The following is a 23,964-nucleotide window of genomic DNA, read 5'->3' as shown; positions in this document are numbered from 1 at the left end:
TCATGTCGCTCCGTTGGCCGATACCGGCCCATGTCTGAGCGTGGCAATCACACGGATCAGTCGGGCCGCCCCCACCAACAGCAAAAGCAGGAAACTGAACAGCAGACAGCCTTTGATCAACCAACGCGCGGGTAGGCCGTTGGCCGATGTCGAGGTTTCGTTGGTTTGCCACGAAAGCTCTACAAAGGGGATGGAGTAGTAAATCACGAAGAGGACGAAGGGCAGAAAAAGCAGGGTCAGCCCGAGAAATTCAAGCCACATGCGCGTGCGCAATGACAGCCGGTCATGCACCACATCGACCCGGACGTGACCGTCCGAGATGAACGTGTACGACAGGCCCACCAGCCAAGCAGCGGCGTAAAGATACCATTGCAGCTCTTCCAGCTCGATCATGCCCTGGCTGAACACGTAGCGCAGAATGACATTGCCGATGATCACCGCCAGCAGCACCAACCAGAGCCAGCTGAACGCCTCGCCGATCAGGTCGACCAGCCGGTCGATGGTGCGGCTGAAGCCGGTGTCGCGCATGACCTCATCGTCATGGTGATGCAGATCGTCAATCGCCGTAACAAGCCCGTCCTCGTGATCGTCTTGCATGTATTTACCCCAATTTCATCCGGTTACACGCATGCGGCAGCCCCGTCGCCTTTGTCCGACAGGACTGCCGCGCTGTTTCACCTTAACCCGAAACGTCAGTCAAAGTCGCGGGGCAGATAGCCCAGCTCTTTCCAGATCTGATAATCGGCATGGAACGCCTTCTGCGACTCCCAGACCCGGGCGAAGTCCGCGTCTTTCGCGGCTTCCTCGGTCATGACTTCCATTGTGACACGCTTGAGTTCCGCGATCACGTCATCAGGCAGTTTGGCGGCGGTCACGCCCTTGTCCGGGAAGCTCTTGATCTGTGCGCCCTGCAGGGCCTCGCCGGTGGTGATGGCGCGCATCGTGGCGGCGGTACAGGCCATCTCAAAGAGCGCCTTGTCGGGATCCGAAAGGTTGTTCCACTCATCCAGGTTGATCAGCAGATGGGTCGACGTGGATGGCTGGTGCCAGCCCGGGAAGAGATTGAACTTGGCGATCTTGTGGAAGCCCAGAATCTCGTCAATCGCCGGCATGGAATATTCGGTCGCGTCCAGCGTACCCTTTTCGAGCGCGGCAAAAATCTCACCGCCCGCCATCAATGTGGCCGAGGCGCCGATCCGGTCGAGCACCATGCCACCCAGACCCGAGAAGCGGATTTTCAGCCCCTCGAGATCGCTCAGCTGGGTGATTGGTTTGCGATACCAGCCTGCGGTTTCCGGCCCGATCGTGCTGCACAGAAGCGGGTGGATGTTCTGGGCATGATAGATTTCCTCGGCAAGACCGTGGCCTTCGCCTTCAAACCACCATGCAGCATATTCCCACGGCTCCATCCCGAAGGGGACGGCCGAGAACAGGACTGCCGACGGGATACGGCCCTGGTCGTAGGCCAGATAGTTATACGCCGCGGGCAAGTTGCCATTGGTGATCGATGGTGAGATTTCCAGCGGCGGGACGATCTTGCCCGGCTCGAAGATTTTCAGCTTGATGCGCCCATCGGTGACGGCATCCAGCGTCTCGGATACCCGTGCAATCGGATCGCCAAGGGCGGGCCAGCCGGTGTTGAACGTGGCCTGCACTTTCCAGCGTATCTTGTCTTGGGCATCGGCCTTGGTCGGCACCAGCGCGCCAACACACAGCGCGGACAATGCGGCAATGCCCAGGGCGCGGCGTCCGATCCCGCTCAGGGATTGGGTCAGAGTTGTCATTTTTTCGTTTCCTCCATTGTTGTCGTCGTTTCAGGTGTCGGGTGCTGCGTTAGTCACACCCGATCGCGGGGCGTCAGCCCCATGCCTCATGAAAGAGGTCTGTTATTTCTTCAACGCTGCCGACACGCGGGTTGTTCGCCGGTGCGCCCGAACGCACCGCGTCGTCCGCCATTTGTCCCGCCGCGTTGGAATAGGCGGCATGGTCGATGCCAAAACCCGAGAGGCTTGGCACATCCAGCCGGTCATTCATCGCGTATAGCCCCTCGACCAGCATATCAGTGGCCTTGGCATCGGGGGTGTTTTCTTCGGCCATGCCGATCACCCGTGCGCATTGAGCATAACGTGCCTGCGCCGCCTCCTTGGAAAAGGCGGTGACTGTCGGCAGCAGCATGGCGTTGCTCATCCCGTGCGGGACGTGAAACAGGCTACCAAGCGGTCGGCTCATCGCATGCACCAGCGCAATCGACGCATTGGAAAAGGCCAACCCGCCAAAGGTCGCGGCCAGCATCAGCGCTTCGCGCGCGGCCAGGTTTTCGGGGTCATCGTAGGCAGGTTCAAGGTTGCTGGCCACCAGCCGCATGCAATCCAGCGCGATCCGGTCGGAAAACAGCGTGGCCTTTCGGCTGACATAGGCTTCGATGGCATGGGTCAGCGTATCCAGCCCATTGTCGGCGATCAGGCGTTTGGGCTTTGACAGGGTCAGTTCGAAATCGACAATGGCGGCTGTGGGCACAAACCCTTCGCCGCGGCACGAAATTTTTTCGCGCGTGGCGTCATGGATAATGACCGCGTGATGCGTCACCTCTGACCCGGTCCCGGCCGTCGTCGGGATCGCCAGCACCGGCAGGCCGGGTGTATCGGACTGTTTTGGCGGGCGATAATCCTGAATGTTGCGACTGCCTTTGGCCATCACCGCAATCGCCTTGCTGGCGTCAATCGGGCTGCCGCCGCCCAGCCCGATCACCGCATCATGTCCGCCGGCTTCCAGCGCATCGACCCCGGCAAGAACGACAGTATCCGTTGGATCCGGCAGCACCGCATCGAAGACACCCGAGGCAAGCCCTGCCTTGTGCAGCAATGTCTGCACCTGACCGGTGATGCCAAAGTCAACCATGAACCTGTCGGTTACGATCAGCGGGTTTTTGACGCCGCCCATCCGGTCAAGAATTTCGGCAATACCGCCAAGCGCACCGCGTCCAATGTTCAGATATCTTGGCGTGCAAACGCGAACAGTCATTGAAATTCCCCCTGACACCGCGACGAACTGCCAAGGCGTTGACCAAGCCTACGGGGATCATTCTACTTATGTCAACTAAACGATATAAAAATTCTCATTTAGTTGACTTATGAAAAATACTGGGTCACCATCGACCAGGTAGCGTGCACCGATTTACGCGCCTACCTTGTTGGTGTGGTTGCGAAAAAGAACATCTTGTAGAATTTTGAATTGGCTGTAACAGGACGTCCCAACTGATCAGCAAGCAGCGAGGCTTGGCGTGACTGCAGAAAGAAAATCCCGGAATTCACCACGGCGGATTCTTGAAATCATCGAGGCCATCTGCCTGAATCCCGAGGCGGCGACGGCTTCACGGCTGTCACAATCATTGGAAATTCCGGCACCGACAATCTACCGCTGGTTGGACGCGCTGAGCGAAGAGCGGTTCATCGCCGCCACCGCCTCTGGCCACTACGTCCCCGGTGAGCGGTTTCGTGACCTGATCCTCAATAGCCTGCAATACGAGCCCGGGGTGACCGAGCGCCGGTCGCTGCTGCGCAGCCTGTCCGAACAATTGAACGAAACCGTCAGCCTGTCGATCCCGCATGGCACCAAGCTGATCTATTTTGACCGGCTCGAATCTCATTGGCCGTTTCAGGTGAACCTGAAAGTCGGTGCGCCGCTGCCGCTGCATTGCTGTGCGTCGGGCAAGCTTTATCTGTCAACGTTAAAACCGAAGGCGGCCCTTGGCATATTCGAGCGGATTTCCGACAAGCCATCGGCCCGCAATACAATTACCGACCCGCGTGCCTTTGCCGACGAATTGGCTGACATCAGACATCGGGGATACGCGCTGGACAAGGAAGAGTGGTTTGATGACATGGTCGGTGCCGCTGTCCCGATCTACGCCGCGTCGGGGACGCTGATTGCAAGCCTTTCCACCCATGCGCTTACCACACGCAAATCCATACACGACCTGAAACAGGAAATACCGCTTATGTTTGCGACGGCGGAAAAATTGAAAGCCTGCTTATAGAGGCCAATTCTGTAGGTTTGCCATCAGGTCGATCATCGGTAAAACGGCCCCGCGAAGGGGCCGTTTTCGAGCGTGGGAATGTGTCAGGCCGCCTTGGCCAGGTTTCTCAGGACATAGTGCAGCACGCCGCCATGTTTGATGTAGTCGATCTCGATTGCCGTATCGATGCGGCATTTGAGGGTGATCTCTTTCACCGACCCGTCTGCCATCTTGATCGTGCACGGCGTCTCTTGCAGGGGTTTGACGTCATCAAGGCCCAGGATGGTGACCTCTTCTTCACCTGTGAGACCCAGTGATTTGCGGGTGTCGCCGCCTGTGAATTCAAACGGGATGACGCCCATGCCCACAAGGTTTGATCGGTGGATACGCTCGAAATTCTCGGCGATCACCGCCTTGACGCCCAGCAGGGCAGTGCCCTTGGCCGCCCAGTCGCGGCTGGAGCCTGCACCGTATTGTTCGCCGCCAAAGACGACCAGCGGTGTGCCCTGATCCTGATAGGCCATTGCGGCCTCGTAAATCGAGGTCTGTTTGCCATCTGGGCCTTTGGTGTAACCGCCTTCGACCCCGTCCAGCATCTCGTTCTTGATGCGGATATTCGCAAAGGTGCCGCGCATCATCACCTCGTGGTTGCCCCGGCGGCTGCCATAGGAGTTGAATTCACGCACGGGCACCTGACGGTCGGTCAGGTACTGACCGGCCGGTGTGGTATCCTTGAACGACCCGGCAGGTGAGATGTGATCGGTGGTGACCATGTCGCCCAGCAGGGCCAGAACGCGGGCACTTTCGATATTTGCGATCTCGCCAGGGTCTTTCGACATGTTCCGGAAGTAAGGCGGGTTTTGCACATAGGTAGATTGAGGCGGCCAGTCATAGGTTTCGCCCTCGGACGTCTCAACCGTCTGCCACTTGTCGTCGCCTTTGAAGACATCAGCATATTTCGACTGGAACGCCTCGCGGGTGACGGTCTGTTCGACCAGTTCGGCGATTTCTTTGGTCGAGGGCCAGATGTCTTTCAGGTAGACATCCTTGCCCTCGGGTGTCTGTGCAATCGGGTCGGACGCGAGGTTGATGTCCATTGTACCCGCCAGCGCATAGGCCACCACGAGGGGCGGCGAGGCCAGGTAGTTGGCGCGCACGTCCGGGCTGATCCGCCCTTCGAAGTTGCGGTTGCCCGAGAGGACCGAGGTCGCGACCAGATCGCCCTCGGCAATGGCCTCGCTGAGTTCCTTCTGGATCGGGCCGGAGTTGCCGATGCAGGTGGTGCAGCCATAGCCGACGAGGTTGAAGCCGATCTTGTCGAGGTCCTCTTGTAGTCCCGCGGCCTCAAGGTAATGCGACACGACTTGGCTGCCGGGTGCCAGCGAGGTTTTGACCCAGGGCTTGCGGTTCAGGCCAAGGGCGGCGGCCTTGCGCGCCACTAGGCCCGCGCCGATCATCACATAAGGGTTCGAGGTGTTGGTACAGGAGGTGATCGAGGCAATGACCACGTCACCGGACGACAGCGTATAATCTTCGCCCGCGACGGGTACTTCCTTATCCATCGGACGTTCGAAGGTTTCCTTCATCTCGCGATTGAAGGCCGATTTCGCATCGGTCAGGGCCACGTAGTCCTGCGGGCGTTTGGGCCCCGAGATGGCCGGCACGATAGTGCCCATATCCAGATGCAGCGTGTCAGTATAGACCGGTGCATAATCGGCATCACGCCAGAAGCCGTTTTCCTTGGCATAGGCTTCGACCAGAGCAATCCGGTGCTTGTCGCGGCCGGTGTTGCGCAGGTAGCGCAGGGTTTCGTCGTCAATCGGGAAGAAGCCGCAGGTGGCGCCGTATTCAGGGGCCATGTTGGCGATGGTGGCCCGGTCGGCGAGCGGCAGATTATCAAGACCTTTGCCATAGAATTCCACGAACTTGCTGACCACGCCTTTTTCACGCAGCATCTCGACCACTTTCAGCACCAGGTCGGTGCCGGTAGTGCCTTCGACCATCTGCCCGGTCAGTTCGAACCCCACGACCTCGGGAATGAGCATCGAAATCGGTTGGCCCAGCATCGCGGCCTCGGCCTCGATCCCGCCGACGCCCCAGCCCAGCACTGCGGCGCCGTTGACCATGGTGGTGTGGCTGTCGGTGCCCACCAGCGTGTCGGGATAAGCGACTTCGTCACCGTTCTGGTCCTTGTCGGTCCAGACGGTCTGGGCGAGATATTCCAGGTTCACCTGGTGGCAGATGCCGGTGCCCGGCGGCACGACGCGGAAGTTGTTGAACGCACCCTGACCCCATTTTAGGAACTGGTAACGCTCCATGTTGCGTTCATATTCGCGGTCGACATTCATCTGGAAAGCGCGGGGGTTGCCGAATTCGTCGATCATGACCGAGTGGTCGATCACCAGATCGACTGGGTTCAGCGGGTTGATTTGCTGGGCATCGCCACCAAGCGCCACGATGCCATCGCGCATCGCTGCCAGATCGACCACCGCAGGCACGCCGGTGAAATCCTGCATCAGCACGCGGGCCGGACGATAGGAAATTTCGCGCGGGTTCTTGCCGCCCTGCACGGCCCATTCGGAAAACGCCTTGATGTCGTCTGTGGTGACGGTGTTGCCATCCTCGAACCGCAGCATGTTTTCCAGCACCACCTTCAATGCCGCGGGCAGGCGCGAGAAATCGCCCAGACCGGCGGCTTCAGCAGCGGCGATGGAATAATACGACACCGACGCGCCGTTCACACTGAGGGTTTTACGGGTATTGGCTGTATCCTGTCCGACGACAATAGGCATCCGGGCCATCCTTTCGAGGTGAGAATAGTGTAGTTGACGTTGCTTCTGACCGATTTGGTTCGTGCGTTCAAGAGGTAGGGTGAAGAATTTGTATACCATTGCACACAATTCAAGATATTTCAAGTTTCACTAATGTCTCGCGAAACCTTGATTGGTCTTTGAACGCATTAATCCGTAGATAAGTTCCCGACACACTGAAAAACAACCGGACGAAACACATGCGCAAGATTTCCACCCTGATCGCTGCTGCGATGATGCTGGTCACCCCGGCCTTGGGCCAGAGCGAACCTGTCGTGGTCGAACTTTATACATCGCAGGGCTGCTCATCCTGCCCGCCCGCTGATGCGTTCCTGCACGAGCTGGCGGCGCGCGATGATGTCATTCCGCTGGCGATGCATGTGGATTACTGGGATTATATTGGCTGGAAAGATAGCTTTGGCAGCGCGGAACACACCAAGCGTCAGCGCGCCTATGCAAGCTCGGGCGGGCGCAGGATGATCTACACGCCGCAAATGATCATTAACGGCAAGGATCATGTGGTGGGCAACCGACCGCGGGACGTGGTGACGCTGATCAATCAGCACAAGGCGGCGAAACCTTATGTCAATCTGCATATTGAACGGCAAGGCACCACGCTGAGCATTCGGGGCACGGTCGAAAAACCACTCACGGACGATCTAACGGTGCAGCTAATTCGCTACTCGCCCCGCGAGACCGTCGAAATCAAGCGAGGCGAGAATGCCGGGCGCACCCTGAGTTATGCCAATGTCGTGACCGAACTGAGAGCACTGGGCGATTGGGATACGCGTCAGCCGCTGTCGATGCAGGCTCAGGTGCAGGGGAATGCGCCGGTAGTGGTCTTGCTGCAGCATCAGGGGCTTGGACCAGTCGCTGCCGTCGCGCAAGTGAAATAAACCCCCTGCCTGCGCTTGGCGCTTGGTCGGCAGGTTTACGGGCGGTTGCCATAAAACCCTTCTGCCAAGCAATGCTTCGAACCAGATCCCGGACTTTCCCCGGGATTGATCGTTGCACCCCGATTGACAGGCCGTAAGCATGACAATGCCTTCGCCTCAGAGTGTCTTTCAGGTTGAAATGCAGGAGAAATCCTTGGCATATCCAACCAATGCGACAAATATTTTTTTGCCACATACCCAAGACCGCAGGCACCGCCGTTGCCGCGGCATTCGAGGCATCTTTCAGGCCCGATAAGATTTTGCCAAGACGCGAAATGGCGGCGGCGAATAACAATACTTATCCGCCACTTGATGATTTTGTTGCGGCCTGTAAGGCGCGGTCGGTCAGGCTGGTCCGCGGGCATTACCACCTTTCGCTGCGTCACCGGCTTAGAGACCCTTTGGTAGTCGTAGTTATGCGTGATCCGGTGGAACGCGCCGCCTCGCATGTTCGGCACATGATCCGAAAGCATCCGGAAAGGCGTGATTGGACCTTCACAGAGCTTGACCAGGGGAGGTTGCCGGTGCCGGATAACGTCATGACCCGCTTGCTGGGCGGGTCCCTGGATGATGTCGGCGCCCCGGACCTGGCAAACGCCAACCATACACTTATGCGTGGCGAGCTTGGCGATCCCGAGCGCAGGCTGGCTTATGCAATTGCAGCGCTGGACAGCATTGATTTGCTGGGCTTTTGCGATGATCTTGAAACCTTTGCCCGGGCGCTACGGATATTGAGAGTGAAGTTCGATTCCTCGGTCGGGGTTAATCAAACGGAAAAGCTGGTATTCACGCCTCAACAAATGGCGACTTTGGAAGAGAGAAACGCGCTGGATGTCGCGCTCTATCGCCATGCGAAGCAACATTATGCAGCGCCAGATCGTCTAAGACTGTGGCGCAGGGCTTTTTCACCATTTGGGTGAAGCCAGAGCAGGATATAATTAGCGAAGACCGGGCAGCGCCTCGACGCTGATTAGCTGCGGGCTGGTGAAACGCCGTAGCTTAGCCCGGTTGCGTGATGATGGTCGAACTGCGCTCCAGCGTGCGGTGCACCGGGCACTTGTCGGCGATCTCCATCAGTCTCGCGCGCTGGTCGTCGCTGAGGTCGCCGGTCAATTTGATCACCCGTTTGAATGTATCCGCCTGAGCCTTGCCGCCGCCGCATTCGGCATCCTGCGCATGCACCTTGTCATGGCTGACCGCCACCTGCACATGTTCAAGCGGCCAACCCTTGCGACGGGCATACATCCTGATCGTCATCGACGTGCAGGCCCCCAGACCCGCAGTGAGGAATCCGTAAGGCGACATGCCGCGATTGGTGCCGCCATAGGCCAGCGGCTCATCTGCCAAAGCGTGGTGGTTCGGCCCTGAATTTATGTCCTGCAGAAAGCCGTCCGGGTCGGCCTCGGACACGCAGACGATGCCTTCGGGTGCACCGGGGGGCGGGGCCGGACGTTTGAGGCTGAGGTATTTCGTGGCCCAGGCAGCGATCACTTCGGCGGCGTATTCGGCATCTGCCGGATCGGTGATCAGATGATCAGCGTTGTCGAGGGTGACAAAGCTTTTGGGATGTTTGGCCGCCCCGAAAATTTCAGCGGCGTTTTCGATGCCCACGGTCGTGTCGCGCGGCGCGTGCAGTACCAACAGGGCGCGGTGCAGGCTGGCGATCCTGATGGTCAGGTTTTCGGCTTTCACATCCTCGACAAAGCCCTGGCCGATACGGATGCCGCGCCCGCCCAGTTGAACCTCTGCGGCGCCCTCGGCCGCGATCGCCTCAAGCGCGTCGCCAAAATTATGAGTCACGTGGCCCGGATCATACGGGGCGCCGATGGTGACAACACCTTTGACACTGTCGATCTCGCCGGCAGCGCCCAGTACCGCCGCGCCGCCCAGCGAATGGCCGATCAGCAGGTCGGGCGCCATGTTCCTGTCGCCCAAGGCGCTGGCCGCCAGCACCAGATCACGAACATTCGACGAAAACGAGGTGTTTTCGAACTCGCCCCCGGAATGGCCCAAACCGGTGAAATCGAACCTGAGCACGGCGATGCCCATTCCGGCCAGGCGCGCGGCGATCCGACGGGCGGCGGGGATGTCCTTGGAGCAGGTAAAGCAATGAGCAAAGAGCGCAGTGGCCAGATGCGGCCCTTCCGGCAGGTCAAGCCGGGCGGCAAGGGTGCTGCCGTCATGGCCGCGAAAGGTAAGGCGTTCGGTCGGCATGGGGTTTCCTTCAGGTGGCGGATCTTTTTGAGGGTAGTCAGCCCATAGGCGAGGCACCAGTCATGTGTCAGCACCGTCACGCTAAGGTGACTATTCGAGATAGGCGGCAACGGCGCTTGCGGTGGGATTGCCGTTTGCCGAAACGGGCCGATATCCAGCACATCTGTCTAAAATTTAGCTCTTATTGGGTGCGGAATGCAATTGCCCGCCTACCGGCTGTTAACCCGCAGATGAGAGTTTGCGTGAGAAATCGATTTGAGTTGACCAAAATGCAGTTGCGGCTGAAAAACCAGAATGAAGTCCGATTATTTTCGGCGGCGATTACGGTCACGGCTCTGTCGTTCAGTATCCTTTTGCAGTTTTTCATGCTGCCGGCTGCGATTCTTGATCAGGTTCTGTTTACGTCCTCTGTGATCACCATCATGGTAATGACACCTATTACCTATTTTGTCGGGCTGAAAATTCAGGATGTGAGCGATCTGACTGTGCAACTGGAACATGCGGTCAATCACGACACTCTGACCGGCACGTGCACGCGGCTAAGCTTTTATCGCCGCCTGTCAGAGATGGACGATCTTCCACTGGTGATAATCGCGGCAGACATAGATCATTTCAAGAAAATCAATGACAAATATGGCCACAAAGCCGGTGACGGCGCGCTGAAGCAATTCGCCAACACGCTATCGCGCAACAGCCGTGAGGAAGACGTCATTGCCCGCTTTGGCGGCGAAGAGTTTGTAGTTCTGCTGCAGGGGATGTCGCTTGAAGACGGCGTCGTGACGGCCCAACGCCTGTGTGATCAGGTGCGCAAGAAGGTATTCATTGCTGAAGGTCAACAGATGCGCCTTACCGCCAGTTTCGGCGTGGCCGAGGCGTCGTCGATCTCGGAGGTGGACTACGCCATTCACCAGGCAGACCTGGCAGCGTATCGAGCCAAGCGGGATGGTCGGGACCGGGTCTATACTTACAACCCTGAACTGGACAAGGATATAACATGGGCGGAGACAGCAACTTAGCACACCGCCGTTAGCGAATGCCGGTGCCTGTTTTGGTGACCCGGATTGCGTGTTTTTAATCACGCATTGTGATATATAGCGTAACAACAATTCGTTTTAATTATGATTTATCTACGCCTACCTATGACCCATCGCAACATGATGGAGAGCGAAATGGCACATGATATCTATACCGAAAGAAGTGTCCCCACTCGCAGCGCAAACCCTGCAATGCTGGTTTTGATAGCAGCCCTTTTGGGCATGGTTTTCTGGTTCGGGGCGCAGAACATCGAGGCACCGACATTACCGGAAGCCGACCAGACTGTCCCTCAGGCTGAGGATTGGCATGGAAACGTGAAGCGGTCGTATGGGCCGTACTGAACCGGGTCCAGACTTTGGGTGAGCTTATGGGGCAGGGTCAGCCTTGCCCCATCAGACGTGGATCAAACGGGTATTTCGTCAGATTTTCGTACCCGTCCTCGGTGATCAATACCTGATCTTCGAGCTTGATCGAAAAATCGCTTCCGACAGCGCCAACGGCCGCTTCGACACAGAGCACCATCCCGGGCTCCAGCGGATAATCATAGGCACCAGCCACCGCCATGTCGGGATAGGCCACCAAAGGCCATTCATCGCAAAGCCCAACGCCGTGCATCAGGCAACCGTATTTCTGCTCCTGAAACTGATCGTCCAGCCGGTGAGAATTGGCGGTGAGTTCGGGGATCATCACGCCGGGCTTCAGCATCTCCATATTGGTCATGATATGTTCATGGGCGTGTTGCATGGCATAGATCATGTCATCCCGCGGTTTCTCATCGCCGACCCACCAGGTACGCGAAATATCGACGCAGATGCCGTAGCTGCCAATAAGATCGGTATCAAACGCCACAATCTCGTTATTCTGAACGATGCGCGGCCCGCATTCCTGAAACCACGGATTGGTGCGTGGCCCTGACGTGAGTAACCGGGTTTCGATCCATTCGCCGCCGCGTTTGATATTTTCGGCATGCAGCACCGCCCAGATATCGTCCTCGGACATATTGCCCATCGGCACCCCGGCGCGGGCGGCATCCTCCATCGCCTTGACCGAGACCTCACAGGCGTGGCTGGCGCAGCGCATTGCCAGAATTTCATCCGGGCCTTTTACGGCGCGGCACTTTTCGGTCACTTCCTCACCTTCCATGATCTCGAACCCCTGCGCTTCGAGCGCGCGCAGTCCGTGCAGCATGATCTTGTCCACGGCGAGGCGCTTGTTGCCCGGCGAATGTTCCTGAAGCAGCCCACGTACCTCGTTCGCGAAACTGTCGGCGGCGATGTCGATTTTGTCGCCGCGATCAAAGTAAAACAGGTCCGCGCCTGAGCGCTGTTCGCGCACCAGCGGGTTGAACGTGCTGAGGAAGGGCGAATTCTTGTAATCCCAGATCACCATGTACCCATCAGCGCAGAGCAGCAGCGCGCGGAACGGGTTATGAGTGTTCCAAAGTTGCATATTGGTGCTGTCGGTGGCGTAGCGGATGTTGAGCGGATCGAACATCAGAAGGCCGGCATAGTCGCGATCAACGATATGGCGTGTCAACCGTTCCCAGCGGTGCCGCCGCATCGCCTGAAGGTCGGGTAGCTGCAGCCCCGCTGCTTCCCACTCGGCAAAGGCAAGCCGGGTTGGTCCGATCTCGATCCGGTTGGCATCATTGGGCGTGTTGTCACCAAGGGTTGCGCCCTTGCTCGGATCGATCTTACGGGTGTCGCGGTAATGGGTGTTCATGCGTGGACCTCAGTTGCTGTTAGATCCGATGGTCGATGCAGGACGTCCGGCACGCTTGCCCGATTACGACATCGGTTTGCCCGGTTTGACCCATCAGCCACGCCGCGCGCCCCAAAACGAGGCGCGCGGCGCGTGTTCAGCCCATCCGGAGCACCAGATGCGGTTGTCCGTCCGAGGTTTTTTCATGTGTGACGCCCCGGGCGTTGACGATGGCATTGACCTGACGGCGCAGCGAACTGAACTGATCGGATGTGACCACGTCGATAGGGTGATTAAATACCAGTGTCAGATGCCAGTGGCCGCGTGCCGCCTCGCGCACAGACTTCAGCCGCGCGGTGAAGGCGTGGCCCAGATAATGGCCAGTGACCGTCTGGCCTACTTGCCATGTCGGCGTGGTGTCGGCGGCGGCGCTAAGCGTGTTCCAGTCACGATATCCCCATTGCCGGGCGATGGTTTCAAGCGCGGCGGCGTGGGTAAGCGGCGTGCCCTGATCGCCAAGCGTGGCGCGCAGTCGTTTGGCCTGCGCTTTCAGCGCAGCGCGGGTGGGCAGATTGTGCAGTGTCATGTTTCCAGATCCTTGACGGGTCATCCGGGTGTATCGAAGGGTGTTCGCGTTGCCATCCTGTCCCTCGACCCTTGGTCAAAAACTGGAAGCGAAAGGTTTCAGGACTTCACCATGGGCAACTGCCCTGCGAACGGCCGGGGCCTGTCCCCGTGCAGCGCAGATAGGGATCGCTTAAGCCGCCGTCAAGGGTGCGGTTATTTCTGTTTGCGGCTGAGCGGCTGATCGGGGTTGATCAGCGGCTGGATCGCAAACGGGTAGGGATCGTCGGGTGTGACGTGGACACGCACCGCATGCATATGCGCATCGCCAAAGGTTTCCAGCGCCATGATGTTAGGGGCGCCTTCGGGAAACGGGCGGAACATGCGGAATTTATGGCTGTCACCATAGGTCAGCAGCACCGGTCGGTCGAACAGCACGGCCTGCCAGATCAGCGTTTCGGCGAATGGCCCGAAGCCGGAATGACGCAGGAAACCTTCGGGGTCCCATGACGGGCCGAAATCAAATTCGAACATGTCGGCATGGATCGCCAGCACCAGTGCCTTTGCATCGCTGGCGGCGGCAAAGCTGTCTTGCAGCCATTTACGGTTGGCAGCGTCGCGGGCAGCAAATTCGACGGCGGCCTGGGGCCGTGTGGCCTCGAAATTATTGTTCGAGCCGACCACATGGGCGGTGATGAACATGATGCCGTCGCGCATTACGCGGGCATTTTCCGGATATCCTTCGGCCGCTTGATGGCTGACCTCGATCGGGTTCTGGCCAAAGCTTCGGGCCGGGTCGGCAAAATAGGTTTTGCGGATGAAATCCAGTCGCTCGGTCTGATCATAGGCGCCGGTGAACAGGCGGTGACAGTCGGTCCATTCGTTGTCGCCGGGCGCGTAGAGGGTGGGGGCGGTGAAGGCGTTGAGGAAATCCAGCCGCTCCTGCAAAAGGCTATCCGAGCACAACGTGCCGCCGGATTTGGTGTCACCGACATGAATGACGAGCGCTGGGTCATGGGCGTTGATAGCGTCGATCAGCGTGCGGTAACGGCTCTTGACGCCCGCGCTGTTGCCATAGGGCTGGTCGCCGACCACAACAAAGCTGAACGGGTCGGCGCCGGCCTGCGGCGACCACAGCACAATGCAGGTGATGGCAGCCCAAAGGAGTGCGCGCATGGGTCTAACCGTCAATCCGGGCGGCCATGATCGCGATCGCCTTCTGATATACGCTCGCGGCGTTCCATTGTTTGATCACGGCGAAATTGGGCTGGCCTTCCTGATAACCCACACCGGGTTTCCAGCCTTTCTGACGAAGGAAATTCGCTGTTGAGGCAAGCGCGTCGGCCTGGCTGTAGAAATCGACACGGCCGTCGCCATTGGCATCGACACCGTATTTCAGCGCGTTGCCAGGCAGGAACTGCGTATGGCCCAGCTCGCCGTGTTTGGCGCCTTTGGTGGCGGGGGTGATGGCCCCCTGATCGACCAGTTTCAACGCACCCAGAGCGTGGGGGATGAAGAAATCGGACCGCCGGCAATCGTAAGCCAGCGTGGTGATGGCCGAGACAATCGCGCTGTCGCCCATGAATCCGCCAAAACCGGTTTCCATCCCGTGTATGGCGATCAGGACGCCGGCCGGGACGCCATATTGTTGTTCGAGCGCGCCATAAAAGCCCGGGTTGCGGGCTTTGCGCGCGCGGCCCTGCGATATGATCGTCGTCGCCCCGCGCACCTTCATGAATTTCTCGAGGCTGTATTTGAAGCTTTTCTGGTTGCGGTCGGCGGCGATGGTACGGGTGGCGTACCGCGCCTGCGCCAGCGCCTGCAATCCGCGTTTGCCAACACCGTTGCGCTTGGCCTGTGTTGCAAAGGCCGCTTTCCATGCCTCGAACCCGCCCGCATTATTACCACAGGAGGCCGCGCTGGCCTGAGGCGGTGCGGCCAGCAGAAGGGCAACGGCAACGGTGGACGGAGCAGCGAAAATTCGAAAGGCCATCAATCATTCCTACCTAGCATCACAACCGGGAGTGTAACGGAGCGCTAGGACCCCTAAAAGAAAATTCGTGCGCTGCGGCGCAGCCCTAACCAACCAGGTGTTGGATTACCGAAAAGGTTTGTGCCATGGCGCCGTGGGTCTCAAGCGTAATGAAGGTGCCAGTGAGGGCGGCGGCCTGTGCCGTCAACCGCAGGTTTTCACCCTTGAGCAGGTTGAAAACCAAAAGGGCCGCGCCGACCGGCAGGGCGAAGAGAGAAACGGTAAATGTGACCATCCAGACCGATAACCGTAGTGGCGCGGTTTCTTCGCGAATGTCTTCATCTGCCGTATTTTCCGGCTGCGGATCTTCGAGGAAGGCAGCATAGAGTTTGCACTGCCCGCCGGTTTCCAGCGCTTGCACCGCCTTTTGGGTCAGCTGTTCATTCAGCACTTCGTTGGCTTCGTCCACATTGGGAAACTCGTAGCGCCGCTCGACAATGCCAGCCGCATTGCGCGCGAGTGTCATCTTTGGTTTGGGCGTCGGATTGGGCGTGTCTGGCTGTGATGTTGCCATGACGAAATCGGCGCTGCTGAGGATGGCGCCGGGGGTCACCCATTTGATCTGATCGGCAGAAAATGTCCAATGGAGCGATTTGAGCGCGTGCGCCAGGACCGTATCCATGCGGGGCACATCCGCGCTATCGTCATCGCACCCGCCATCAATGGCGAGTTCAACCAGTTGCGGTGCAGGGTTGGGCAGCCCGTCGATCACCTGATCTTCTAGCACTCTTACGGTCACATTGTGATGGCTGGATGAAATACGCGCGCTGTCCGTCGAAAGGATACGGACGCCGGTCACGTTCTGTTCAAGCGCTTCGAACGCATTGCTGACGCGATTGCCAATCTTGACGATGTCAAGCTCACGCAGCCCCTGAAATATCAGCCCAGCGGTTGGCATTGTGAATTCGGTTGTCATTTTTCAGCCCAATACTATCCCTTTTCGTCACTTTGTGGTGTCGCAGGCAATAGTGAGAACAATTTGTTTCAATTGCGGAACCATTTGGGCAATCAGGATAAATTGCCACTTTTGGGTCGGATTTCGCAACAAAGAAACAGTCGGGCCCTTGGCATTGGAAATCAAAGAAAAGGGCGCCCCGGGAGGCGCCCTTTCAGAAATGTGATACCTGCCGGATCAGCAGCTGTAGTACATGCCGAATTCGACCGGGTGGGGTGTGTGCTCGAAAAGCTCCACCTCTTCCATCTTCAGCGCGATATAACCGTCGATCTGGTCTTTGGTGAACACGTCACCAGCCAGCAGGAAGTCATGATCCGCCGCCAGCGCCTCGAGCGCTTCGCGCAGGGAGCCGCAGACGGTCGGGATGCCTTCCAGCTCTTCCGCGGGCAGGTCGTAGAGGTTCTTATCCATCGCTTCGCCGGGGTCGATCTTGGATTTGATCCCGTCCAGACCGGCCATCAGCAGGGCGGCGAAGGCCAGGTAGGGGTTGGCTGCCGGATCGGGGAAACGCGCCTCGACACGCTTGGCCTTGGGGCTTTCAGTCCACGGGATACGCACACAGCCCGAGCGGTTGCGCGCTGAATAGGCGCGCAGCACGGGGGCCTCGAAACCAGGGATCAGCCGCTTGTAGCTGTTGGTCGACGGGTTGGTGAAGGCATTCAGCGTCTTGGCGTGCTTGAGGATGCCACCGATGAAATACAGTGCCTCCTGGCTGAGATCGGCGTATTTGTCGCCTGCAAACAAAGGCTTGCCATCTTTCCAGATAGACATGTTCACATGCATGCCGGTGCCGTTGTCGCCATAGATCGGCTTGGGCATGAAGGTCGCTGATTTACCATAGGCCTGCGCCACGTTGTGGATAACGTACTTGTATTTCTGCAGCTCGTCCGCCTGTTTGGTCAGGCTGTCAAAGATCAGGCCCAGCTCGTGTTGGCACGACGCCACCTCGTGGTGGTGCTTATCGACCTTCATGCCGAGGCGCTTCATCGTGCTCAGCATTTCGCTGCGGATGTCCTGCGCGTCGTCGGTGGGGTTGACCGGGAAATAGCCACCCTTAAGGCCTGGACGGTGGCCGGTATTGCCCATCTCGTACTGGGTATCGGTGTTCCACGAGGCGTCTATCGCATCAACTTCGTAGGATACTTTGTTGATAGAATTAGAAAAACGTACATCGTCAAACAGAAAGAACTCGGCCTCGGGGCCCATATAGGCCACATCGCCGATGCCCGACGCTTTCAGATAGGCCTCGGCCTTTTCGGCAGTGCCGCGGGGGTCGCGGTTATAGGGTTCGCCGGTATCAGGCTCGACCACCGAGCAATGCACGCAGAGCGTCTTCTCGGCATAGAACGGATCGACATAGGCGCTGTCACAATCAAGCATCAGCTTCATGTCCGAGGCTTCGATCGACTTCCAGCCGGCAATCGAAGAACCGTCAAACATGAAGCCTTCTTCAATGAAATCCTCGTCCACAAGATCAGCGACGATGGTGACGTGCTGCAGCTTGCCGCGCGGGTCTGTGAAGCGGATGTCGACATACTCAATGTCTTCGTCCGCGATTAGTTTGAGAACTGCGTCTTTGCTCATTCTCTTGGTCCTTCTTCTTTAGAAATTTTAGGGATTACAGCGCGTCCGAGCCGGTCTCGCCGGTACGGATGCGGATGGCTTGTTCGACGGGGCTGACAAAGATCTTGCCGTCACCGATCTTGTCTGTCTTGGCTGCTTCGCAGATCGCTTCGATCGCAGCATCGACCTGGTCATCATCCAGCACCACGTCGATTTTTACCTTGGGCAGGAAATCGACCACATATTCAGCGCCGCGATAAAGCTCGGTATGACCTTTCTGGCGGCCAAACCCTTTGACCTCAATGACGCTCAGGCCCTGAATGCCCGCGTCTTGCAGGGCCTCTTTGACCTCGTCGAGCTTGAACGGCTTGATGATCGCTTCGATCTTTTTCATGGGGGGCAGCCTCCTGATCTGGAATTTGAGGCCAATGACCACTTCTGTTTACCCGCTTCAATCAGATCGGTGACACGCGCGCGCATACGCGTGGCTCATCGGAACACTTTGCCTAATAATTAGGCGAAGTGCACAAATAAAGATCATAATTGAATCGCGTTGACCATTGTTACGGCCATCTGCAAAGCCCGGCATACGGATATGGACGACTCAGTGCGGTCGAAAAACCCGAAATCCGCCCCAATCCCGCCCTACGAGCCTGAAAAATTGAGACCTTCAATTGGAAAGAAATGGATAAGGATCAAAGATGGCATATGGGTTCCCGATTAAGAGGATGATTTTCTGGGGTGGCCTTGCCGCCGTTATTTGGGCGGGGCAGCAGATGGGCTTACTGTCGTCGAGCCAATCCGCCGCCGTTGCAGGCACAAATTCCAGCAACAATGTGATTCAGGTGCCAACGGCGGATCAATCTATGCAAGAGGCGCTAGAGACCGCGCGCGCCAGTCTGCCTACCTTCCTTGAGGCGGCGGCAAATGCGCCGGCAAGCTGGCAAACGGTCACCATAAAGGTGGCGCTGGAAGGGGAAACTCAGATCGAAAACATCTGGGTTGCGGATTTCCACCAGGATGGTGCCGATCAATATCGCGGCAGGCTGAGCAACGATCCGGTGGACCTTCCGGGGATGAAGGCTGGCGATGAAGTGCAGTTTTCCTATGCGCAGATCAAGGATTGGGCTTTTGTCGAGGATGGCAGAGGCTATGGCTTCTACTCGGTCCGGGCGATGCTGCCGATGATGGACGAGGCGCAGGCCAATGGCATGCGCGCATTTCTGGCAGAAGATCCTTTGCCCAAGGGCTGGTAAGCGCCACGCCAGAGATTTAGCATAACCGGTGTCTGGAAACGGGCGCCGGTTTTCTTTTGCCGAGGAGCACCATGACCGAATTGCTGACCGCCGCGCAGATGCGCGCCATCGAAGAGGCTGCGATTGCATCGGGCGAGGTGACGGGCCTTGAGCTGATGGAACGCGCCGGGCGGGGCGTGGTCGAGGCGATTTTCGAGGAATGGCCGGAATTGGCGCAGACCTCGCACCGCGCCGTGGTTCTGTGCGGGCCGGGCAACAATGGCGGCGACGGCTTCGTGGTCGCACGGCTGCTGAAGGAATGGGGCTGGGAGGTGGAGGTATTCCTCTACGGTGATCCCGAGAAACTGCCGCCGGATGCGAAGGTGAATTATGAGCGGTGGGGCGAGAAGGGCGAGGTAGCGCCACTTATACCCGGTTCTTTGGATCAGTCAGTCGACCGTGGTTTGGAAAATGCCATTTATAAAGATCAATACGACGCCTCTGGAACTTGGGAATCAGAGACTAACATCGGGCAGCAAACCATCTTTATTGATGCACTTTTTGGAACGGGGTTGAAGCGACGTTTCGAAGAAGACCTATTGGATGTGCTCAAGGAATGGGGCGATTACTGTTATGAATACGCTGTTGCGGTTGATATGCCGTCGGGCCTTTGTAGTGATTCCGGCAAGTGTATTGGCGGTCACTGGGTGTTCAGTAAGCTTCTTGTGACGTTTGAAACGCCAAAGGTGGGGCATTTCCTTGGTCATAACATGTACGACATCAAGTCATTCAAGACCGTTGATCTGAATTTTCACTGGAACACAGATGCAGATACCGTCGGGTTGCTTGGTTACACGGATTTGCAATTGGATAAAGATGGCTGGTTCGACAATGGTATGCAGAAAACGTTGCGAACTCATAAGTATTCCCACGGTCATGCTCTCATCTTTGCGGGCGGTCCCGGCAAGACCGGCGCGGCGCGATTGGCCGCTCGTGGCGCGCTTCGGATCGGAGCAGGGTTGGTGACGTTGGGCGTGCCGCCCTCGGCCCAAATGGAGGTGGCGAGCCAGGTCACGGCGATCATGCTACGGCGAGTCACAGACGGTAGTGGTGAAGTTGACGGGCTGGATGTCACGCTGAGGGACGACCGGATCAACGCGCTTTGTATCGGGCCGGGTCTGGGTATCGGGGCGCGGGGCGAGGCGCTGGTGAAGACCACATTGGAGGGAAAACGCGCCACGGTGCTGGACGCCGATGCGCTGACCCTGTTGGCGCAGGATAAGGCTCTGTTTGACTGCCTGCACAAAAACTGCGTGCTGACGCCGCATGGGGGCGAGTTTGCGCGGTTGTTTCCGGATATCGCGGAAAAGCTTAACGCACCCGCCACCAAAGGCCCGGCCTATTCCAAGGTGGATGCCACGCGCGAGGCGGCGAAGCGGGCAGGGTGCGTGGTCTTGTTCAAAGGCCCGGATACGGTGATCGCGCATCCCGATGGGCGCTGCAGCATCAATTCGGCGCAGTATGAACGCGCGGCACCCTGGTTGGCGACCGCTGGTTCCGGCGATGTTCTGGCAGGTTTCATCACCGGGCTTTTGGCGCGGGGCTTTGACCCGATGCGGGCGGCGGAGACGGCGGCGTGGCTCCATGTGGAATGCGCACGCAGTCTCGGGCCGGGGCTGATTGCCGAGGACCTGCCCGAGGAACTGCCGAAAGTGTTCCGCGACCTCGGCCTGTGACAAATGAAAACCCCGGCACCGCAGCGGCACCGGGGTTTTTTTGCCAGGAGGGACGTTCCTTCAGGCAGCTATGGCATGCGCGGCGGCGGTGATGTGACCGGCCACTTCAAGGCCATCTACATAAAGAATATGCGGATGGTCAAACTCAATTTCACAAAGTGTCACGAGCGTCGGTGCGAGGAGCCGGATAAATTCCTCATCCACCAGATAAGAGGCCGGAGCCAAGGCGTACTGCACGCCGAAAAGTGCGCGTGCGCGCCAGTCCCGCACCAGCACGCCCTGACCGGCGGGCAGGGTAGCGTCGCGGTCGGGGCGGGTGTCGCCAAGCGAACCGGCGCGGATAAGAACGGTCGGGCAGAGCACCTGACGGCGCGTGACTGATTTGACCATGCTGGTACCGCTGTCGCGGGTGATGATGCGCTGTCCCGGCCTGACATCGCTAACGCGCTTCTCGCCATCAAGCGTCAGAATTATGCTTTCGGCCAACAGGCCAGCCGGGTCCTCGGGGGGAGGTGCGGCCATGCCGCCGTAGCTCCGCCCGACCGTTTTCGGTTTCATGGCGTTTCTCGCTTTGTCTCTGCCTCAGTATTTTCAACAGAATATGGCAAGAATAGGTAAATGTCGCGCTTTTTTGTTTGCGAGTCAGAGTGCGGAAATTTCGTCAATTTTATGCTCGCAACCGCTGCAAAGCTTTGCTAGAGAGCGCGCCAGAGCATGTGCGGGTGTGGCGGAATTGGTAGACGCACCAGATTTAGGTTCTGGCGCCGCAAGGCGTGGGGGTTCAAGTCCCTCCACCCGCACCAATAAATTTTAATAAATAATTATAAATCAGTATATTAGTATAAATACGAGGATATATATCCGCCTTATTATCCATCAATTTTGCTTTGATGGTTCCAGGATAGCTAATGTTCTTGGCAGAATTGAATAACATGTTGAAGTGGTGGCGTTGACTCGTGAAATCCGACGTTCGCTATGCATCGTCCAAACGTCTTCCTTGCGGACTAAACGGACTTGTGCAGGTACAGCTAATGCTCGCGCAGAAAGTCTTTGCGATTGCAGTAGCGTGGCTTCCGTGACGCAGCGGTTTTCCTTAGACCGATCGATCAACCAAACCCAATCCAGTCGATCCCAGACCGACATTCGCCTCAGTCGGACCCAATATCGAGGAGCGGCACTAGGTGCAATTTGCGTCGGCGAAATTCAAGGTTCATCTTAACCGAACTCGTTATCATAGTAAGCAATTTTTGAAACTCAAATGTAAACGAAGAAAACGTTTTGGCTGCGAAATGACTCTTTATTAAATTTCCTTGAAGTACTGCAACGCCGAACCTTCAAGTAGCATGCTCAACATATCAGCTTCTTCGTCAAACCCGATATGCGCATAATAGGAGCATGCGGAGGGATTATTTCGATGAGCCGCCAATCTTACAAAACACGCCCCTGATGAGTCCTCAGCATCAGAAATCGCATGGGCCAATAGCTTGCGTCCAGTTCCTTGTCCTCTTGCAGATGAAGCCACCCAAAGATCGCTTACAAAAAGGCCTCCGCCACCTCGGGTCGTAGAAAATAGAGGGGACCACACGAGCACTCCGAACATGTCTGCGGACTCGTAAGCGAGCAGAGCATTGAAAGCCGGGTTACCCATGAAACTTGTTTCCAACGCCTTCCGATCCGCAAGGTGTGTATCGCCCAATTAGGATGAAAACGCTATCAGCGCAAAATCCAGCGAGGGAATTTCTCCGCAGGTAACCGGGGCGACTACAATGCGCGGCATGTGGGCTTCAAACTGGGTTTCATATTGATCGTCCTTCTATTCAAACCGTCGAAATCTTATGACCAACCGTCGGCTCTTCATCACAAATCTCAACCAAGGATTTCGCAATTTTACAACTTGAACGAGCCAACAGTATGACTGCGAAATTTAAAGCAAGTCATAATCTGTCAGACGGTCCGCCAGGAACGTATATTTTTCCCGCACGTTAAGCAGCTGTTCCTTGTCGACCGTGAGATAGCGAAACTCCTCGCGCGTGTCCGCAAATCGGACGGGCGGTGAATTTTCATCCATCCAGGGCCCGCAAAAGACTGAGTTGCCCCAGGTCTTTCCAGCGCGGTTCAGAGACAGCAGAAAAATCTGATTTTCCATTGCCCGCGCCGTGGCAAATGCGTGCCAGGTTTTAAAGGATTCATCACGGTAGTAGGCGCCGCAATGCAGGATCAGTTCAACTCCGTGTTTCAGGGTTAAAACGCGCGCGAGCTCGGGAATGCGAATATCGTAGCAAATGATCGGGGAGATGGTGAAGTCATTGATGCTGAATGTAAAAACACGATCGCCAGCATCAAAGTACTCCTTCTCCATAGAGGCGCCATATTGGCACATGTGAAGCTTGTCATAATGCCCGACCAGCGTGCCATCGGGCGCGACAACCGCAATGGAAATGAAGGTTCCCGCCGTATCCCTTCGGGCAAAGCTGTAGGATACGTAGACGCCGAATTCGAGGGCGACTGAGCGCCAGGTCTGAAACGACGCCCCATTAAGTGGTTCCGAAATCTCGTCAAGATTGTCAAAAGCTTCACGCGAGTAGTCTATGCTGGACAGCTCGGGTAGAACAACAAGGTCTGCCTTCTCTGCGTTAAGCTGTACGCGAACTTTTTCGGCAGATGCGGCAAGATGCCTGTCACGGGCTGCCGCATCTGCCGTGGGAGGTATCTCTAACTGGCAGGCCAGCAGTGACAGCGTTTTATGTTTTGTCATAATTCTGGTCTCCGTGTCCGGTCAATTACACAGATAGCTATTCCATCTCTGCGGGATCGTAGCTGCGCTGTTCCAGCGGGATGGACGAAATCCGGCGTTGGAACATGTCAAGTATGGCATGTTCGGCCCGATCCAGCCGGGTCCCTTTGTGATGTACCAGATGGATATCAATTGCCAGCGAGTTTTCATAGGGCGGCAGGCGCCAAAGCTTGCCGCGATTGACAAACCGCTCTGCGACATGAACCGGCAGTGGTCCGAAGCCAAGTCCTGCGCCGATCATGCGCTGCGCCTCTCCGAGATCCGAGGTGTAGCCAATCACCTTGTTATCAAGTTTATGTGTCTAGCCCCCTGTTTCCGTACCACTGATTTGAGGTTTCTCTAATAAGGTTTCAGGTACTGGTGGGCGCATGTTTA

22 protein-coding genes and 1 tRNA gene are annotated in these 23,964 nt (G+C 57.4%); 7 read left to right on the top strand and 16 right to left on the bottom strand.

The features are described from left to right. From LC334_RS19515 to LC334_RS19505, 3 genes are all read right to left on the bottom strand, one after another. Positions 1–597, bottom strand: coding sequence for a TRAP transporter small permease subunit (locus tag LC334_RS19515; protein ID WP_085802053.1), 597 nt, complete (start codon positions 595–597; stop codon positions 1–3). A gap of 95 nt (positions 598–692) precedes the next feature. After that, positions 693–1,784 (bottom strand): TRAP transporter substrate-binding protein, encoded by a 1,092-nt coding sequence (locus LC334_RS19510; RefSeq protein ID WP_085802052.1) that lies wholly within the window; start codon positions 1,782–1,784, stop codon positions 693–695. 73 nt (positions 1,785–1,857) lie between these two features. Then, on the bottom strand, positions 1,858–3,021 hold the full coding sequence (locus LC334_RS19505) for an iron-containing alcohol dehydrogenase (RefSeq protein ID WP_085802051.1): 1,164 nt from the start codon (positions 3,019–3,021) through the stop codon (positions 1,858–1,860). A 259-nt stretch (positions 3,022–3,280) separates the two neighbouring features. Between LC334_RS19505 and LC334_RS23225 the strand changes: the two genes are divergently transcribed. After that, positions 3,281–4,036: an IclR family transcriptional regulator gene (locus tag LC334_RS23225; RefSeq protein ID WP_085802050.1), complete on the top strand. Its 756-nt coding sequence runs from the start codon at positions 3,281–3,283 to the stop codon at positions 4,034–4,036. A gap of 83 nt (positions 4,037–4,119) precedes the next feature. Here LC334_RS23225 and acnA read toward each other — a convergent pair whose 3' ends face one another. Then, positions 4,120–6,807, bottom strand: coding sequence for an aconitate hydratase AcnA (gene acnA / locus LC334_RS19495; RefSeq protein WP_085802097.1), 2,688 nt, complete (start codon positions 6,805–6,807; stop codon positions 4,120–4,122). Positions 6,808–7,025: 218 nt separating this feature from the next. Between acnA and LC334_RS19490 the strand changes: the two genes are divergently transcribed. Further along, a complete protein-coding gene (locus tag LC334_RS19490; RefSeq protein ID WP_085802049.1) occupies positions 7,026–7,721 on the top strand; it encodes a DUF1223 domain-containing protein in 696 nt (231 codons plus the stop codon). Between the two features lie 209 nt (positions 7,722–7,930). Next, positions 7,931–8,680, top strand: a complete 750-nt coding sequence (locus LC334_RS19485) for a sulfotransferase family 2 domain-containing protein (RefSeq protein WP_085802048.1) — start codon at positions 7,931–7,933, stop codon at positions 8,678–8,680. 79 nt (positions 8,681–8,759) lie between these two features. Here LC334_RS19485 and LC334_RS19480 read toward each other — a convergent pair whose 3' ends face one another. Further along, on the bottom strand, positions 8,760–9,974 hold the full coding sequence (locus LC334_RS19480; protein ID WP_085802047.1) for a bifunctional alpha/beta hydrolase/OsmC family protein: 1,215 nt from the start codon (positions 9,972–9,974) through the stop codon (positions 8,760–8,762). Positions 9,975–9,988: 14 nt separating this feature from the next. On the opposite strand from LC334_RS19480, the gene LC334_RS23220 reads away from it, so the two are divergent. Then, positions 9,989–10,990: a GGDEF domain-containing protein gene (locus tag LC334_RS23220; RefSeq protein WP_139836512.1), complete on the top strand. Its 1,002-nt coding sequence runs from the start codon at positions 9,989–9,991 to the stop codon at positions 10,988–10,990. Positions 10,991–11,387: 397 nt separating this feature from the next. On the opposite strand, the gene dddP is transcribed toward LC334_RS23220, so the two are convergent. The 7 genes from dddP to LC334_RS19440 form a co-directional block, all read right to left on the bottom strand. Next, on the bottom strand, positions 11,388–12,731 hold the full coding sequence (gene dddP / locus LC334_RS19470; RefSeq protein ID WP_085802044.1) for a dimethylsulfonioproprionate lyase DddP: 1,344 nt from the start codon (positions 12,729–12,731) through the stop codon (positions 11,388–11,390). A 136-nt stretch (positions 12,732–12,867) separates the two neighbouring features. Continuing rightward, entirely contained in the window at positions 12,868–13,296 is a 429-nt protein-coding gene (locus tag LC334_RS19465) for a glyoxalase superfamily protein (protein WP_085802043.1), read from the bottom strand. A 194-nt stretch (positions 13,297–13,490) separates the two neighbouring features. Beyond that, positions 13,491–14,450, bottom strand: coding sequence for a metallophosphoesterase (locus LC334_RS19460; RefSeq protein ID WP_085802042.1), 960 nt, complete (start codon positions 14,448–14,450; stop codon positions 13,491–13,493). Between the two features lie 4 nt (positions 14,451–14,454). After that, positions 14,455–15,267, bottom strand: a complete 813-nt coding sequence (locus LC334_RS19455; protein WP_085802041.1) for a lytic murein transglycosylase — start codon at positions 15,265–15,267, stop codon at positions 14,455–14,457. 85 nt (positions 15,268–15,352) lie between these two features. Further along, positions 15,353–16,204: a hypothetical protein gene (locus LC334_RS19450; protein WP_223413085.1), complete on the bottom strand. Its 852-nt coding sequence runs from the start codon at positions 16,202–16,204 to the stop codon at positions 15,353–15,355. A 234-nt stretch (positions 16,205–16,438) separates the two neighbouring features. Beyond that, positions 16,439–17,845, bottom strand: a complete 1,407-nt coding sequence (gene glnA / locus LC334_RS19445) for a type I glutamate--ammonia ligase (RefSeq protein ID WP_085802039.1) — start codon at positions 17,843–17,845, stop codon at positions 16,439–16,441. A gap of 34 nt (positions 17,846–17,879) precedes the next feature. After that, a complete protein-coding gene (locus LC334_RS19440) occupies positions 17,880–18,218 on the bottom strand; it encodes a P-II family nitrogen regulator (RefSeq protein WP_085802038.1) in 339 nt (112 codons plus the stop codon). A gap of 307 nt (positions 18,219–18,525) precedes the next feature. Between LC334_RS19440 and LC334_RS19435 the strand changes: the two genes are divergently transcribed. Together LC334_RS19435 and LC334_RS19430 are read left to right on the top strand one after the other, a co-directional pair. Next, positions 18,526–19,080, top strand: coding sequence for a YegJ family protein (locus tag LC334_RS19435; protein WP_085802037.1), 555 nt, complete (start codon positions 18,526–18,528; stop codon positions 19,078–19,080). Positions 19,081–19,151: 71 nt separating this feature from the next. Then, positions 19,152–20,795, top strand: a complete 1,644-nt coding sequence (locus LC334_RS19430) for an NAD(P)H-hydrate dehydratase (protein ID WP_085802036.1) — start codon at positions 19,152–19,154, stop codon at positions 20,793–20,795. A gap of 60 nt (positions 20,796–20,855) precedes the next feature. Here the strand turns inward: LC334_RS19430 and LC334_RS19425 are convergent, their stop codons facing one another. Then, complete coding sequence (locus tag LC334_RS19425) at positions 20,856–21,353, bottom strand: Hint domain-containing protein (RefSeq protein WP_085802035.1); 498 nt, start codon at positions 21,351–21,353, stop codon at positions 20,856–20,858. Positions 21,354–21,513: 160 nt separating this feature from the next. On the opposite strand from LC334_RS19425, the gene LC334_RS19420 reads away from it, so the two are divergent. Beyond that, a tRNA-Leu gene (locus LC334_RS19420) sits at positions 21,514–21,598 on the top strand. A 497-nt stretch (positions 21,599–22,095) separates the two neighbouring features. Here LC334_RS19420 and LC334_RS23315 read toward each other — a convergent pair. From LC334_RS23315 to LC334_RS19405, 3 genes are all read right to left on the bottom strand, one after another. Continuing rightward, the gene (locus LC334_RS23315) at positions 22,096–22,458 is read right to left on the bottom strand and encodes a GNAT family N-acetyltransferase (protein ID WP_223413090.1); all 363 of its coding nucleotides are present in this window, start codon (positions 22,456–22,458) and stop codon (positions 22,096–22,098) included. Between the two features lie 261 nt (positions 22,459–22,719). Next, complete coding sequence (locus LC334_RS19410; RefSeq protein WP_085802033.1) at positions 22,720–23,550, bottom strand: carbon-nitrogen hydrolase family protein; 831 nt, start codon at positions 23,548–23,550, stop codon at positions 22,720–22,722. A gap of 37 nt (positions 23,551–23,587) precedes the next feature. After that, positions 23,588–23,869 carry a LysR substrate-binding domain-containing protein gene (locus LC334_RS19405; protein ID WP_085802032.1) on the bottom strand — a complete coding sequence of 94 codons (282 nt, stop codon included), beginning with the start codon at positions 23,867–23,869 and terminating at the stop codon, positions 23,588–23,590. Positions 23,870–23,964: the final 95 nt, after the last annotated feature.

The sequence above is a fragment of the Roseovarius aestuarii genome (assembly GCF_019966515.1).
GTDB lineage: Bacteria > Pseudomonadota > Alphaproteobacteria > Rhodobacterales > Rhodobacteraceae > Roseovarius > Roseovarius aestuarii.
Note: the sequence above shows the minus strand (reverse complement) of the source record. Positions and strands in the feature narration are given on the sequence as shown.

Bases quoted from the DNA above. Each gene is read 5' to 3' on its own strand.
- LC334_RS19480 (WP_085802047.1), bottom strand. From the start codon at position 9,974: ATGCCGACCGAACGCCTTACCTTTCGCGGCCATGACGGCAGCACCCTT.
- LC334_RS19430 (WP_085802036.1), top strand. From the start codon at position 19,152: ATGACCGAATTGCTGACCGCCGCGCAGATGCGCGCCATCGAAGAGGCT.
- dddP (WP_085802044.1), bottom strand. From the start codon at position 12,731: ATGAACACCCATTACCGCGACACCCGTAAGATCGATCCGAGCAAGGGC.
- LC334_RS19465 (WP_085802043.1), bottom strand. From the start codon at position 13,296: ATGACACTGCACAATCTGCCCACCCGCGCTGCGCTGAAAGCGCAGGCC.
- LC334_RS19410 (WP_085802033.1), bottom strand. From the start codon at position 23,550: ATGACAAAACATAAAACGCTGTCACTGCTGGCCTGCCAGTTAGAGATA.
- acnA (WP_085802097.1), bottom strand. From the start codon at position 6,807: ATGCCTATTGTCGTCGGACAGGATACAGCCAATACCCGTAAAACCCTC.
- glnA (WP_085802039.1), bottom strand. From the start codon at position 17,845: ATGAGCAAAGACGCAGTTCTCAAACTAATCGCGGACGAAGACATTGAG.
- LC334_RS19440 (WP_085802038.1), bottom strand. From the start codon at position 18,218: ATGAAAAAGATCGAAGCGATCATCAAGCCGTTCAAGCTCGACGAGGTC.
- LC334_RS19510 (WP_085802052.1), bottom strand. From the start codon at position 1,784: ATGACAACTCTGACCCAATCCCTGAGCGGGATCGGACGCCGCGCCCTG.
- LC334_RS19450 (WP_223413085.1), bottom strand. From the start codon at position 16,204: ATGCCAACCGCTGGGCTGATATTTCAGGGGCTGCGTGAGCTTGACATC.
- LC334_RS19485 (WP_085802048.1), top strand. From the start codon at position 7,931: ATGCGACAAATATTTTTTTGCCACATACCCAAGACCGCAGGCACCGCC.
- LC334_RS19455 (WP_085802041.1), bottom strand. From the start codon at position 15,267: ATGGCCTTTCGAATTTTCGCTGCTCCGTCCACCGTTGCCGTTGCCCTT.
- LC334_RS19505 (WP_085802051.1), bottom strand. From the start codon at position 3,021: ATGACTGTTCGCGTTTGCACGCCAAGATATCTGAACATTGGACGCGGT.
- LC334_RS19490 (WP_085802049.1), top strand. From the start codon at position 7,026: ATGCGCAAGATTTCCACCCTGATCGCTGCTGCGATGATGCTGGTCACC.
- LC334_RS19515 (WP_085802053.1), bottom strand. From the start codon at position 597: ATGCAAGACGATCACGAGGACGGGCTTGTTACGGCGATTGACGATCTG.
- LC334_RS19435 (WP_085802037.1), top strand. From the start codon at position 18,526: ATGGCATATGGGTTCCCGATTAAGAGGATGATTTTCTGGGGTGGCCTT.
- LC334_RS19425 (WP_085802035.1), bottom strand. From the start codon at position 21,353: ATGAAACCGAAAACGGTCGGGCGGAGCTACGGCGGCATGGCCGCACCT.
- LC334_RS19460 (WP_085802042.1), bottom strand. From the start codon at position 14,450: ATGCGCGCACTCCTTTGGGCTGCCATCACCTGCATTGTGCTGTGGTCG.